The sequence below is a fragment of the Nitrospira sp. Nam80 genome, from assembly GCF_965152575.1.
Window position 1 is genome coordinate 2748159 of the sequence record NZ_OZ224216.1, and the last position, 13889, is coordinate 2762047.

At 56.7% G+C, this 13889-nt stretch carries 11 protein-coding genes; 5 read left to right on the forward strand and 6 right to left on the reverse strand.

Features of this window, described 5'->3' with window-relative positions; all coding sequences use genetic code 11:
• Nucleotides 1-71: 71 nt before the first annotated feature.
• Together ACWGXE_RS12940 and ACWGXE_RS12945 are read right to left on the reverse strand one after the other, a co-directional pair.
• Nucleotides 72-782: a hypothetical protein gene (locus ACWGXE_RS12940; RefSeq protein WP_447598176.1), complete on the reverse strand. Its 711-nt coding sequence runs from the start codon at nucleotides 780-782 to the stop codon at nucleotides 72-74.
• Between the two features lie 160 nt (nucleotides 783-942).
• On the reverse strand, nucleotides 943-1812 hold the full coding sequence (locus tag ACWGXE_RS12945; RefSeq protein WP_447598177.1) for a hypothetical protein: 870 nt from the start codon (nucleotides 1810-1812) through the stop codon (nucleotides 943-945).
• A gap of 298 nt (nucleotides 1813-2110) precedes the next feature.
• Between ACWGXE_RS12945 and ACWGXE_RS12950 the strand changes: the two genes are divergently transcribed.
• Nucleotides 2111-2389, forward strand: coding sequence for a hypothetical protein (locus ACWGXE_RS12950; protein ID WP_447598178.1), 279 nt, complete (start codon nucleotides 2111-2113; stop codon nucleotides 2387-2389).
• 871 nt (nucleotides 2390-3260) lie between these two features.
• Entirely contained in the window at nucleotides 3261-4316 is a 1056-nt protein-coding gene (locus ACWGXE_RS12955; protein WP_447598179.1) for an NAD(P)/FAD-dependent oxidoreductase, read from the forward strand.
• Here the strand turns inward: ACWGXE_RS12955 and ACWGXE_RS12960 are convergent.
• The 3 genes from ACWGXE_RS12960 to ACWGXE_RS12970 all read right to left on the reverse strand — a co-directional run bounded on the left by ACWGXE_RS12960 (nucleotide 4248) and on the right by ACWGXE_RS12970 (nucleotide 8607).
• Nucleotides 4248-4724: a hypothetical protein gene (locus ACWGXE_RS12960; RefSeq protein WP_447598180.1), complete on the reverse strand. Its 477-nt coding sequence runs from the start codon at nucleotides 4722-4724 to the stop codon at nucleotides 4248-4250. The genes ACWGXE_RS12955 and ACWGXE_RS12960 overlap by 69 nt on opposite strands.
• 4 nt (nucleotides 4725-4728) lie before the next feature.
• Nucleotides 4729-6549: a malto-oligosyltrehalose trehalohydrolase gene (gene treZ / locus ACWGXE_RS12965; protein WP_447598181.1), complete on the reverse strand. Its 1821-nt coding sequence runs from the start codon at nucleotides 6547-6549 to the stop codon at nucleotides 4729-4731.
• A gap of 1038 nt (nucleotides 6550-7587) precedes the next feature.
• A complete protein-coding gene (locus tag ACWGXE_RS12970; protein ID WP_447598182.1) occupies nucleotides 7588-8607 on the reverse strand; it encodes an outer membrane protein assembly factor BamD in 1020 nt (339 codons plus the stop codon).
• A 466-nt stretch (nucleotides 8608-9073) separates the two neighbouring features.
• Between ACWGXE_RS12970 and ACWGXE_RS12975 the strand changes: the two genes are divergently transcribed.
• Both ACWGXE_RS12975 and ACWGXE_RS12980 read left to right on the forward strand, forming a co-directional pair.
• Nucleotides 9074-10696: an alpha-amylase family glycosyl hydrolase gene (locus ACWGXE_RS12975; protein ID WP_447598183.1), complete on the forward strand. Its 1623-nt coding sequence runs from the start codon at nucleotides 9074-9076 to the stop codon at nucleotides 10694-10696.
• Nucleotides 10697-11333: 637 nt separating this feature from the next.
• Nucleotides 11334-11669 carry a hypothetical protein gene (locus tag ACWGXE_RS12980; protein ID WP_447598184.1) on the forward strand — a complete coding sequence of 112 codons (336 nt, stop codon included), beginning with the start codon at nucleotides 11334-11336 and terminating at the stop codon, nucleotides 11667-11669.
• Between the two features lie 216 nt (nucleotides 11670-11885).
• Here ACWGXE_RS12980 and ACWGXE_RS12985 read toward each other — a convergent pair whose 3' ends face one another.
• Nucleotides 11886-12479, reverse strand: a complete 594-nt coding sequence (locus ACWGXE_RS12985; protein ID WP_447603734.1) for a hypothetical protein — start codon at nucleotides 12477-12479, stop codon at nucleotides 11886-11888.
• Nucleotides 12480-13138: 659 nt separating this feature from the next.
• Here ACWGXE_RS12985 and ACWGXE_RS12990 point away from each other — a divergent pair.
• A complete protein-coding gene (locus ACWGXE_RS12990; RefSeq protein ID WP_447598185.1) occupies nucleotides 13139-13771 on the forward strand; it encodes a response regulator in 633 nt (210 codons plus the stop codon).
• Nucleotides 13772-13889: the final 118 nt, after the last annotated feature.

The window sequence follows — 13889 nt, forward strand, 5'->3', positions numbered from 1 at the left end:
GAGATCCTTAACGGGCGGCCGCCTCACCCCGCTTGAGGCAGGGGCTCGTGCGGCCGCCCTTTCTTAAACATTTATCGACCGCTTCCCGAGCCCGATTCACCCTGCGCCATCTGTTTGATGGTCGTGGCCGTCCCCATGTCCGAGGCTTCGATGCGGACCTGGTCTCCGACCTTGAAATTGCAGCCTTCTTGGCCGCCGACGACAAAGCCGGAGCCCTTCGCCGTATCTTCCTTCGCAGACTGATCGGTCGTTCCCACCACGTCCTTCAACTGGCTGGGATCCTTGGATAGCTGGCCGACTTCCTTTTGAGTTCCGGATTCATGGAGCTGTTGCATCATTTCCTTTTCCGACGGAGCGCGGCCGCCTTTGCCGGCTTGCTGCTCCATGAATTGCGTCGGCGGAATTTCCTGCTGTTCCTCCGCCCCTTGTCGGCCGGTGGAGAATTTGGTTCCTTGACCCTGTGCGCACACAAGGTTGGTGTCCTTCGTGACCCGCAAACTGACTTCTTGACCTCGATCCCCTTGGATAGAATACTGATCGCCTTGGATCTTGCTGATCTTCCCGACAATAATGTCCGGCCCGCCCATGATGACATTGGACGACTGTCCGCCGGAACTGAGACCGCCGGCCGAGGAGCCCAGACCGACGCCCTGTTGCCCTTTCTGATCTGAAGTTTCCCCTTTCGCCGTGCCGTCCGCGGCGCCGGCCAACGCGGGAGCATACGCAGCCAGCATCGCGGCCAGCGCGATGCGTCCTACGAGTTGTCTACTATTCCGTTCCATGCTACACCTCCGGTTCATGTATGGTTCATCAAATCACGACGGACAATTCGTCCCCCGTGTCGTACGTAATAGTGGTTGCAATTCCCACGCCTTTGCCGGGCATTCTGGCGCTTTTCCATCGACCGCCCGTAGAACCCCTGGCTTCCTATTCGGCATACGGCTAAAAGTGAAGCGCCAAGCCGCCGATCACGTGGCTTGCCGTGTAGTTTCCACTGAGCCCAGCCGTCGAGCCCTGCGCCTCTGCAAAGTTGAAGTGCGCATAGTTGAATTTATATTCAGCGAAGACAGCGAGATTCCTGTTCATAAAATATTTCGCTCCAGCTAAGGCATTCAGGCCGACACGCCCGTTGTCGGTGCTCCGCCCGAATTGATTGGATGTCTCGGCAAAGAAAATGCCCGGACCTGCTCCGGCGTAAAGCTGCAGTGGGCATCTCAGGTTTTCGTCCAACGGAGACCATCGGTCCGCATCCCGGTCAGCCACTGTTCCGTCCCGGCGAACATCATCGCGATGCCGGCAGCCGAGCTTCGTGCGGGCAATCACATTGAATGCAAGGGTCGTGACGCGAAGGTGTGTACCGGGCAGCCCGTCTCCCTGCTCAATATGAGGAGTCGTGTTGAACGCCTCCACTTCCAAACCGAGCCAATTGAGCCGGCCGGGATGAAAATATCCGATCTTACCTCCGTAGACGGCAGAGTTTGCCAGATCCTGTCCCCCATAGTCCTGTCCCTTTGCGGTTCCGGTGCCGTCCGCGCTACCAAATTGGTGCCCCCAGGTGAAACCCCCAAAGCCGGCTACGTAGAGCTCTCCAACCCGTCGTCGTTCCACTACACGTTCTTCGACGATCGGCTGGTTTCCGGCCCGTTCCCGTTCTAGGGCTCGTTCCTGCATTATGCGATCGCTGGTTGGAGGTCCCACGTCGCGAGACCGCTCCTCTATTACCTGCGCATCAGATCGGGCGACACCGCTCATCATTGTCGCCAACGCGATTCCTGACACCGCCAAACATTGTACGAAACCCCTGCGTGACATACGTGACCTCCATAGTGAAAATTGAAGTGATAAATCGGCGGGCCACTCCCTGTGCAAGCACTGGACCCGGTGTTTCACCTGCACCGAATGGCAGGGGAACGTTTCCTCATTACGTGCATTACACGCCATCACAGCATGAATAGAGGCTGTTCGGAATGCGGGCTCACGATCGCCGTGTAGAAACGAAGTCCCGCCTACACCGCTGCGACGGAATGTTTGTCTCCGGACGACAGCTTGTCTTATGCAATGCGCCGCTGCAGTTCTCTTCATTGCAGCGCGAATCCGCCCCGTGTTCGCGATGAATCATGCGATTGCGGACATCGCCTGGGAGCCGCTCGGATGTCGTGAACTGCCCAGTACCATCCTGTATCCCGAAGCTAAAACGGAATCTTTACCGGACGAGAGCCGTGCGGTCTATGTTTGGCAACGTGACCACTTACCCATCACGGTTGATGATCCTGCGCGATCCGTCGCACACAACGCCTGGGAGGCTAGCATTTCGCGGCGCGAACGTCCGTCGCGTGATCTGCAATTACGTCCGTCGCGTGATCTGCAATTATTTGTAGTGTTTTGGTAACTGGAACGATTAGCAAGTTCACGACCCCTGTAGGACTGTGTATATCCAACGCACGGGACGACACGCGCACTATTTGCATAAGTTGACCCCGCTGTGAGGTAATAAGGCTGTGCAGCGAGGAATGAATCCCGAGGGTTGTCAAACTGTTTCGTGTGAGAGACATGTTGGAGGACATCGCGATGCCGAAGGCTCGAAGCGCGAAACATTGCGCGAGGTGCGAGGAACAGGATCGAGTCAGAATGACGTTCATGATTTGTAGTCGTTGCCGCCAGTACTTCTGCAGTGAACATGGCATGTCGGAGCTGGACCAATGCGAAATCTGCATTGAAGCCGCCGAGGACGCGGGTTAGGCGGAGGCTGCCGAATGAGACTGAATTGGCCGCCGCCCGGATTCCTATGGTCGGGCCTTGCCGGCTTCCTTATCTGGATGTGCGTGCGCCGCAAAAGTCCGGCCATCAGTGGAACGGCGTCCATCGGCGCCGGGTTCCTCATCACGCAACTCATCAACCGGGCCTTCGTTCGGTGGTTCCGACGACAGCCTGAACGGCCCGGCAGGGGCGACAGTATGACAATAAGGAAGCGTACAAGCGAAGCGATTGAAGGTGAGCATGGCGGCCACAGATCGATGTGGTGACGCCGGGACGCCCGCGCCGCGTGATTCGCCACAGTGGAATCGCCGTCTCCTTCTTGAAAGAGGTTCGGTCGTCGCTCCGGTTCCTTTCCGAGTCAGGTTAATTCACTGAACCGAGACAAGGCATTTCAGATGGAAGTGACACACCACGCGGTAGCCTTGGTCGAAATGGTCCGGCAGATCCGAAGCGGCCGTTATCAGAGGCCGGATCCCGGCCAAGAGCCCCCGCGCAAGGAGTAGATGGAAGACGCGACGGAGATCAACAACCGGGAAGTCATCATTATCGGCGGTGGGTTGGCGGGGCTGTCCGCGGCGATTTATCTCGGCCGGAGCCGGCGCGACACATTGCTCGTCCACACAGGCCGTTCCATGGCCAAATGGGAAGTCGACGTGCAGAACTATCTCGGCTTTCCGGACGGGATCGACGGCAACGAGTTACTCGCCAGAGGAATGGCGCAAGCTTCCCGCTACGGAGTCGCGCTTCTCGAAGATGACATTCAGTCGCTCAGCCGCGAAATGGACACCTTTCTCCTCCGCAGCGCCCACCATCACTATCGAGCCAAACGAGTCCTCCTTGCGACCGGGTTGACTCATCTACCCCCGGATATTCCCGGCGTCCGGGACTGTCTCGGCCGAAGCTTATTTTTTTGCAAAGACTGCGACGCCTATCGTGTTCAAGGCAAGCGGATTGCCATCATTGGCCGGAACAACGAGGCGGCCGATTACGCACTGGCGATGCTGCACTTCTCCCCCAGCGTGATGATCTGCACGAACGGCCGGGAGCCGAGCTGGGATTCAAACCATGAGAACTGGGTGCGGCGGTATCGCATTACAGTACGTCAGGACCGCATCTGCGCAGTCAAACATGACGCTGGGCAGCTCCTGGCTTTTATATTTGAACAGGGTGATCCAATAAATATGGAGGCGGCATTCACGACACGAGGGGATGTCTATCACAGCGACCTGGCGCAAACCGCCGGCGCCGCTCTGGACGATGAAGGCCAAATCCTCGTCGATGACCATCTGACAACCAGCGTGCCGGGCCTTTACGCAGCGGGCTGCGTCACACCGGCGAACTGCCAGATGATCATCGCCGCCGGCCAAGGGGCGATCGCAGCTCAAGCGATCAATCGCGATTTGTTTGAGGAAAGCCTGCGGCAACATACGTTGCCGGTTTCGGGCAGCCAGGCACCGGTCGAATCCAATCGGATTCCACCCCCTCCGGACTCATTCCGCCCCTGTCAGGATCAACCGAATCAAAATGAGGAGCCACGTCAGGATAAAGAGGAAAGGTAGACCGATAGGCGGGACCCTGCCCCATTTGCGAGATACATCGGATCCTTGAATGGCAGGAAAAAGCCTGGCGCTGTGGTCATCTTCGTCCCGATGTTTAGGGTAATGTTCGTAGAGCTGCCGCAAATATTCGATATTATAGAGCGACGCAACAATACTGATGCTCGCCAGGATGCCGGCCAGGAACGCCGCAATCGGGACTGCCCATAGTAGAAACTCCTGTTGCTGGGCGAACAAGTAATTTTTCGCCACTCCCTTCGCATTCAGCAGCGTGGCATAGGTACTGAAGAAAAAGGATTGCGCCAGAAGTTGCCACACGACTCGTATATTGATCAGTTCATCTTCATGCTCGATCTGGCTTTTCACCCGGTCATACAGTTCAGCGCTGGTCAAGGTACCGGATTCAGCCATATCTCTACGGTCTATTTGTGCTATCAGCCAATTGGAATTGGAGGTAGTGTTTCCAGTTCTCCGGGCCGTAGACCAAGCATTCAAACGGCAACAAGTTCGTCGCATCATTCGAGGGAGTGCGCCGGCCATCATATCGCCTGGATTCGGAGCTGAAGAGCACAGTAGTGTCATTTTCCACCGCCGGCAATGCCACCGTCTCTGCCGTCAAGTTACTAAATAGCTGCACGGTTCTGCTTGTCTCAGGTTCTACTCCCCCGCGTATGATTTCAAGCACCGCATGACCGTCTAGGCCGCGATGGATCTTTGCCGCTCGCTCAGCAAAATTGCGAAGGGCCGGCCACGATCGTCTAGCATCCAATAGGTCATGATACAAACACCTGAGTCCCTCTTTATGCGGCTGGACCCATGCCCAGGTTAATCGGGATTGTGCAAAGGTGAATTCCGATTGCGGGTCGGGCGCTATTGCTCCTTCTGCATGGAAGGCTTCAAATTCCTGTTTCCGGCCGCGACGCACGTTTTCGATCAACTCCGCTTCTTCGAATGAACAGAAATATTGGAAGGGATGCTCCTCGCCATATTCCTCCCCCATGAATAAGAGCGGCAAATGAGGGGCCATCAACAATAGCACTGCAGCCAGGCGCTGAGCCGGCAACGCGAGCAATGTTCCCAGTCGTTCTCCCAGCGCGCGATTGCCGACCTGATCGTGATTCTGTATGCAGACGACAAATCGATCCCCCGGCAACCCTTGATCAGGCCCGCCGTGACGGCGATCACGGTGCCCGCTGTAGCAACCGTCCAGGACAAAGGTACGCTCAACGGCTTTACACACGTGTTCCGGTTGTCCGTAGTCGGCATAGTATCCCTGCCGTTCCTTGGTCAACAGGGCATGGACCGCATGGTGATAATCGTCGCTCCATTGCGCATCCAAGCCATACCCGCCTCGCTCCACGGGCAAAAGAATACGAACGTCGTTAAGATCGCTCTCCGCTACAATATGAACCGGGAATGTCCGGTTTCCCGCAGACAGCTCGGCCGCCTCTTTGATATCCCGGAGGATGTGGCGTACGCCGCCATCATAAATCGCATGGACGGCATCGAGCCTGAGACCGTCCATATGATAGTCCTTGATCCACATGCGGACGGAGTCCAAAACAAAGCCGCGAACCGCATCGCTGCCGGGTCCATCAAAATTCATCGCGTGCCCCCACGGAGTCCGATAGCGGTCCGTAAAGTATGAGCCGAATTCCGACAGGCAGCTCCCTTCGGGGCCAATGTGATTGTAGACGACGTCCAGAAAGATGGAGAGCCCTTGCTCATGGCAAGCGTTCACCAGACGTTGAAGGCCATGAGGACCGCCGTAGCTGTTCTGAACAGCAAATGGATGGACCCCGTCATAGCCCCAGTTGCGGCAACCGGGGAATTGGGCGACCGGCATGAGTTCGATGGCAGTGATACCAAGATCTTGAAGAGAGGAGAGGCGAGGAATAATGGATTCAAATGTCCCCTCGTCGGTAAAAGTTCCCACATGAATCTCATAGAACACCAGATCTTGCCGCGCCACCCCTGACCACGCATGATCGGTCCATACGAAATCGGACGCGCGTAGCACCGCCGACGGCCGATTCACTCCGTCCGGCTGCCATCGTGACGCGGGATCCGGCCGATCCGGCCCATTGTCGAGGGAATAGACATACCGCCTTCCCTCAGGGACATTATCCTCTCTATATTGAAAATACTTATGGGATTCCGGCGCCATGCGTTGGATGCGCCGATATTCGCCATCGAGAAAGATGATATCGACTCGTCCGGCATTCGGGGCCCACACTCGCCATTCTACCGATCCGTCCGGCGATGACACTGCACTGCAACTAAACTTGAAGTCCATCAATGCCTTCCCATGCGGCACAAAACCACAATCCTACTCACTCCAAAGTGAAATCCTGTTTTATACGCTGCGTACCGGTTGGCGATGCAGCATCAAGATTCCTTCGTCGTGTATTGACCACATGGTAGATATGTCATTCTTGTCGGCTTTGAGGCAGGAAACGCATGAATCATCTCCTGCCTCTGCTCCGTCCAATCAGCCGCGTCATCCTTACCTTCCGCTACTGCTACCCCCGGACCCGGATCCCATGCCGCTACCCGAAGTGGAGCCGGAGCCTTTGCTACCAGACCCGGATGTCCCACTCGGCCCCATATGGCCGCCGGATTCCATATCTCTCTCCGAATGGGATCCCGATTCGAGGCCATACCCGGTTCCCTTGCTCGACTCCGGCGGGTTTGCCTCACCGGACCGCTTTTGAGAGTCGGACGACCCGCCTGTCATTCCCTGCGTACCTTTGGACCCTGCCTTTCCTTCAGTCACACTCGGAGAAGTTCCGCCGCTGGAGTGTTGTGCGCGGGAAGGTACGCCAGAGAAAATAATCACTGCTGCGGTCATACACACAATCGAGACCGTCTGTAAGACTTTCATTGTTCCTCCATGAAAGGTTTGGACGTTGAAGATTGAACTTGCCGACAACCACTAGCGCGGCTGCAAGATCAAGACCGACTCACCCTAGTATCGTGATCGCGAGCATCCGAGGGGCGCCACTATGACAATTCCTTGTCCTGGTCATTCTTTCACCATGAGGGCAGCTACCTACCCGCTCGGCAATCGCCCGATGCGGCCGGTTCGCCGACATGAGATTGAGGACAGCATGCCTTTGAGACGGACGAGGTGTCCTGATTAGGACTCCATCGCGCGACGCGGCACGTAGTTCTCCAACCATCTCTTGATGCGGTCGAGATTCTCATTGTTCCGGGTGCTGCCTCACTGCGGTGTAAACGCGTATCACTGTACCTCTCCAGGGAATCCGCAGCCTCAGCACCAAGCGCCGAGGCGGCAGGAGACGAAGCGCTGCGTCACTTTGGTCCCGGAAGTATCGGACAAGATCGGCGGTCGGCTGAGCGGAGTACGGAACACCGGTTGCGGCCGGGTATCGGCCAGAAGACTGGCGTTCGTCACGGGGGCCGGCGAAGCCTCCGGGAACTTCGCGACCGCGGACGGCGGCGATGCCGGCTGGAATGGCGCGCCGGCCGGTGAGGGCGGCGCGGCTTGCGAGTGCGCGACCATCGGCGCCGGCGGCGGGAGCTCTTTGGATTGCGCCACGACCGGCGGCGGATTGGTGGACTGGATCTTCGCGAGCAACTTCCTTCCGTCTTGTGCCGCCTCACTCTGCGGGTATTTTTCCGCCAGCATGATGAGTTTTTCGCTCGCCCAGTCGTTCGCGCCCATTTCCTTATAGCTCAGCGCCAAATAATACAGGGCGGCCGGGGCGACCGATTTGTCGGGATACTCCTTCATGATCTGATCAAACCGATGCGCGGCGGCCAGAAATGAGTCGCGACGATAATAAAATTGTCCGACGAACAGATGGGTCTGCGCCAACCAATCATGACAGTCCTCGATGCGTTGCACCGCCTGCGCGTCATACCGGCTGCCGGGAAATTCTTTTCGAAGACGTTCAAAGGCGGCGATGGCCTTATGAATCGGATCCGGGTCTCGGTCGATTGAGCGGGCGATTCGCAAATGGCTCTCCGCCAATCGGAATTGCGCGTAGGCGGCCAGCATGTGCGAACGGTGCAGATCCAGAAAATGTTGATACTCGACGATCGCCTCGGGGAATTCCTCCTTGTCGAAGAACGCCTCGCCGCGTTTCATGATCACATTGGGATCATAATTCTTTTCGATGGTGTCACCGAGAAAGATTTGTTCATCGGTGCTGCTGAGGACTTTTTTATCCGCGGGATTGCTCTTGGGAGTACTGGTGCAGGCGCCGAGCAGCCAGAGCAGGGCCCCCAACGCCACGCACGGTATGAGAAACGGCCAACGGTGCGGCATTCGTTTGTGTAACTAGACGGCCCGATGAATATGTTGCCGTTTTTTAGCAGAACAATACACGCGCTGTCGGCTCCGCACCTTCGGCATGCCTCAATGGGCAAAAAGGGAAAGAACTAAAATGGGGGCCCGCCATCTTCAATGACGAGCCCTCTCACGGCTGACCCGGAGATGCACGTCGGCAGAGGAGGATCCGACAACTGGGTCGGCCGAGACACAACACGCGTACCTTCCTTTTAAACCGGGTCGGGACAGGAATCGCCTCGGAGCGTCCCTAGAAGCGGAGTCAATTTGCAACTACATGCCAGTACTTAGCGGCTTCCCTCTTGCTTCCACGGCCAGGCTCGCTCCTCGGTGACCGGCATCGCGAAGTCGTCCGGTAAAGATGACGCGTAATGATTTCCGGCCGGGGACTTTCCCAGGTACGATGCGGTACCGCATCGGGCAGAATGATGCTGTGGAGTCACCGGTGCGAAGACAAGCGCCCTGTTCCCGAACCAGCCGTGATTCGTCGGCCCTCCAATGGTGGCAGCGGGCCATCATCTATGAGGTCACGCCGATTTCTTTCCAAGATTCAAACGGCGATGGAAGAGGCGATCTGCCCGGCCTCATCAGACGGTTAGATTATTTGGTGTGGCTGGGAGTTGATGCCGTGTGGCTGACGCCAATTCATCCCTCACCCATGTTGGACCTGGGTTACGACATCAAAGATTTTTACAACATCAACCCGCTCTTTGGCACTCTGGAGGACTTCGATCGATTAGTCGCTGTGCTGCATGAGCGCGACATGCGGCTTATACTGGATTTTGTCCCGAACCATACGTCTGACCAGCACCCCTGGTTCATCGAAAGCCGCTCGTCGCGGACGAACGCCAAGCGTGATTGGTATGTATGGGCTGACCCGGCTCCAAATGGCGGTCCACCGAACAATTGGCTGAGCCGTTTCGGCGGCAGCGCATGGGAATGGGATAAGCACACAGAACAATACTATTACCACTCCTTTCTTCTCGAGCAACCGGACCTAAACTGGCGGACTAAGGAGGTACGCCTGGCGATGGCCGAAGTGCTCCGTTTCTGGTTGCAGCGGGGTGTCGACGGTTTCCGCGTGGACGCTAGCGCCGTGCTGGTGGAAGACAAGCTGCTCCGCGATGATCCACCGAATCTCCAGAGTGACGCCCGCACGCCGCCCCCTCAACGGCTGAAACGCATCTTCACAGATGACCGGCCGGAGTCGATGAACTTTCTTGAGGACATTCGCAGCGTGGTTGACGAGTTCGAGGATCGGGTCCTGGCGGGTGAGGTGCAGGGCAAGACCGATCGAATCGGACACTTTTATGGGTCGAAAAAGCCGCGCCTGCATCTGCCGTTGAACTTCACGCTGCTTGATTCTCCGTGGGACGCGCTATCGCTCCAGGCCAATATCGACGCATACTTCAATGCCATCCCGGATACTGCCTGGCCCAATTGGGTCATCGGCGGACATGACAAGCCGAGAGTTGCGGGGAAACTCGGACAGGCGCAGGCCCGCATCCTTGCCATGCTCACTATGACGCTAAAGGGCACGCCATTTTTCTTTGCCGGCGATGAGCTCGGCATGGAACCGGTGCCCATCCCGCCGCATCAGGTTCAGGACCCATTCGAAAAGCTCGTAGGCGGCTACGGCCTTAATCGCGATCCGGAGCGGAGTCCCATGCGGTGGGATGGCTCCGAGGCGGGCGGATTCAGCTCAGGCGAGCCATGGCTTCCGATGGGAGCCGACATCGCGGAACGCAACGTGACGGCATTTCAAACAAATGAGCAATCGCTGTTATGGCTGTATCGCCGGTTAATCATGCTGCGGCGGGTGGAGCCGACTCTCGTGGCCGGCGACTACGCTTGCGTTCGAAGCCGTAACGATATTCTGATTTTTATACGGCGATCGAACGGCGAAGAGGTCTTGGTGGCACTGAACATCGCGGCGGAGCCGCGGAAGCTCGCATGGGCCGGCGAAGGTAGACTCCTCCTCACGACACATCTCGATCACGAAAGCGGACCGATTCCTACCATGTTGCGCGCCGACGAAGGCATCATTGTGAAGTTGAAAGGACAATGAATCAGGCGGAGCAGCCGCCCGGCGCATTTCATCGACGCGCCAGGCGGCTGCCACATGACTACAACCACTGCCCCCCTCAGCCGGCCGAATGGAGACCTTCGACATGAACCCTCGCCACGTCCTTCTTTCCCCGTTCAGCGTGAATTCTGCTCATAGCTACTTCCACCACATGCCGCATACAGGCCGGCGGTAGATACCTAAGCGGTTATGGCTTCATCGCGCAGTAGCCCATTGATGGTTGCATTCCCAACACCTCCAGGCAGGTGAGTCTGTCACTTTTGTATCGGCCAGCACCGGTCCAGCGACCGGTTGCGTCGATGACTCGACGGCTGTCACTCTCGTGCCGCGACATTTCGGACATGGCGGTGGAGTTTCTTTCTGCATTTGAAGTCCTCTCCTTCTTCGTTGTTCAGTACAGTTCAGTGGTACGAGTTCCCTTTAATGAACCTCGCTCGCCTATCACAAGCAGCGGTTATATTGGGATACCAGCCCTTACGCAGTGATCGACTCACATCGCCCTGTCTGTTGTAAAACGGCCCTTCTTTGTACCATGACATAGCGTGTATTTCCTTTATGCGGTTCAATGAGTTGTCGGGTTGATTTGGCAGCTATAACTTCCTCTGGGATTGAACGCGATGTGCTGCGGAATCTCGCTAAAAGCTATGGCGCGCAGCGCGTTTTTGTAGCCACTGCGGAAAAAAATGCGCATCCTTTAACTTATCGATATGCAGGATACAGTGAAGGCCCGCCCTGGCTGACGACGGTTTACGATCCGACGATTACTATTCGAACTCTAGGCGCCCGTGAGCCTATCGTCTATTGGACTGTCATCGCCGGTGGTTCGGCTCCAACATTTTTCTGGGGGCGCAGCCTTGGAGAAATCGTTGAGGCTGCACTGCAACAAGTGGAAGCCCGCGGTGAAGCGAATGTACAAGAGAAACTGAACTGCTCTATCAGCCATAAGGCCCGCTAACGCATGCTTAGGCCAATCCGCATACGACTGGCAGGTTCTTGTGAGAGCGGCGCTCGACGTAGCGGACGACGTTAACGGGATTCCGCAACAGGTGGCTGTGTTAAGGGAGACGCCATTCGGGCCAGTATGGTGCGCAATTCCGGGGTGTAGTTGACGCTACAAGCGGCGGCCTAGGGGGCTCCCTGAATATGCAGAGCCGCGGGCAACGACCTTTCATCATACGTCGCGGTCCCTGTGCATAAGTAAAGAAACAGATGGCCATAGTTTAATTACGTAGTATTGGATCCAAAAAACCCGAGCCGATCCGCTCACGCTATAGAATATGAACGTGTCAAGCCGCAAGATATGGGGGCTCCGGCCGGCCTCTCGATCTATGCTCAAGAAATAGGCAAGTTGACGAATCATGCATGGATGCCGAACATCGTGCGCGTCACCGGGCGATATCCACATCGTTATGCACAGATTTTGTGAACACCAGGGGTGCCCCCCTTCTAGCGCGATCGCGATACCATCTATTGGGGCGTGCGGATCGGAGAGAGGCTTGCAGCGCGCCCCGGGGTAAAGCGAAGCGACAACTTGCTTGCCGCCTATGAGCCACCAGCCGATAAGCAGCACGATAAAGCGCGCCTCATGCGCCTTTTGGCCACCTTTGAGGCTCGCCACACGGACCCCCTGCGGGACCGCGTGTTTCACCCGCTGATGGTAGCGGTCCGGCCGGCCAAAGGCTCCATGCGGATACGGGCGATACGTCATCGGTCGATCGGCAATCGCCGGCAAGAGAGATGGAGCGATGGCAATGTAATAGGCCATCAACCCGGCTTTCACCCCCTTTCTCGAAATCGAGTCCGCGCAGTTCTATCCATAGACTGACGCGGAAGACTGCGCTGTCATGCGCGATGGAAAAATATGACTCTTTTTAGTGACGTGCGCAGGAAATCGCAGACGATGGCTCTGTCACGATAAAACTACATAGTGATGCGTGAATAGGTTGCTGGAATAGACTGGGCGGGAATTAAGGTGACGGACGGAAATAGAATGAATGCGTTATGGAGCTTTTGGAGAGGGGATGTTAGCGGTGGGCCAACTAGGCCAGGTGAGACTTCCCCGCCAGCGTCACCCGCGCGACGAGTGAATACACCATCATGAGCAACATACACTCGGATCCCGATGGACGGCATTTGCCTGGCTCCTTATGTAGGCAGCGTATCAACCGGCTATTAAGTGGCGATTAATCTGAGCGTAAATAATACTTACAATAGTTGGCCGCTCATACAGAGAGGGATGTACCGACGTGCGCCTTTGTGCGCCATGAGCAGCCGCCCTATGTGGCGCTCTGCGCGCCATAGCGTTCTCCCTAGGGCACCCAATGAAAAAATACAGGCGCACGCTTGAACAGCCGAATGTGATGGCGTAGGTTTTAAACGAAAGAAGCCGTCAGCCACAGCACACTGACATAGTTCTGAAACGACATGGTACGGGTTCTCATCGGAGACGATCATTCGGTGTTTCGTCGCGGGATCCGCGAGCTATTGCACGAACATCTCGGGTCGGTGGAGGTGGGCGAGGCGGAATCCGGCGCAGAAATGATTCTCCTCGCGCAGGAGAAGCCGTGGGATCTCTTCATCATGGACATTACGATGCCGGGGACTTCCGGCACGGATCTCCTTCAGGAGTTGCGCCGCTTACGGCCGACCACCCCCGTGTTGCCGTTCAGCATGCACCCGGAAGCGACCTATGCTATCCGGATGCTCCGGTGCGGCGCGAGCGGCTATTTGAATAAAGCCACCAGCCCGAATCAACTGGTGACTGCAATCAAGACGATTCTGTCGGGGCGTCGATACATCAGCTCTCAGTTGGCGGAACGTCTCGTGGAAACGGTTCAGTGTGATGCTAACAAGCCGCCCCACGAATTGCTGTCAGACAGAGAATTTCAAATCCTGCGCCTATTGGCGACAGGGCAGCCCCTGAAGGAGATTGCGAGTCATCTCAAGGTAAGCCCAAATACAATCAGTACCTATCGTGCCCGCGTGCTCGGAAAGCTCGGCCTGAAAAGCAATGTAGAGCTGGCCCGCTATTCCATGGAACACGGCTTGGCCGACTGACCGCATTCTTGATCGTCCCACCATTCGCCAATCTTCAACCTTCCAAGAGGTATACAGGCGCATTCTGTCTAGGAGAGGACAACTCAGAACAGTGAGTGATCGGTGCACCTCTGGGGCA

Bases quoted from the DNA above. Each gene is read 5' to 3' on its own strand.
- ACWGXE_RS12970 (WP_447598182.1), bottom strand. From the start codon at position 8,607: ATGCCGCACCGTTGGCCGTTTCTCATACCGTGCGTGGCGTTGGGGGCC.
- ACWGXE_RS12955 (WP_447598179.1), top strand. From the start codon at position 3,261: ATGGAAGACGCGACGGAGATCAACAACCGGGAAGTCATCATTATCGGC.
- ACWGXE_RS12950 (WP_447598178.1), top strand. From the start codon at position 2,111: ATGAATCATGCGATTGCGGACATCGCCTGGGAGCCGCTCGGATGTCGT.
- ACWGXE_RS12990 (WP_447598185.1), top strand. From the start codon at position 13,139: ATGGTACGGGTTCTCATCGGAGACGATCATTCGGTGTTTCGTCGCGGG.
- ACWGXE_RS12940 (WP_447598176.1), bottom strand. From the start codon at position 782: ATGGAACGGAATAGTAGACAACTCGTAGGACGCATCGCGCTGGCCGCG.
- ACWGXE_RS12945 (WP_447598177.1), bottom strand. From the start codon at position 1,812: ATGTCACGCAGGGGTTTCGTACAATGTTTGGCGGTGTCAGGAATCGCG.
- ACWGXE_RS12985 (WP_447603734.1), bottom strand. From the start codon at position 12,479: ATGGCCTATTACATTGCCATCGCTCCATCTCTCTTGCCGGCGATTGCC.
- ACWGXE_RS12960 (WP_447598180.1), bottom strand. From the start codon at position 4,724: ATGGCTGAATCCGGTACCTTGACCAGCGCTGAACTGTATGACCGGGTG.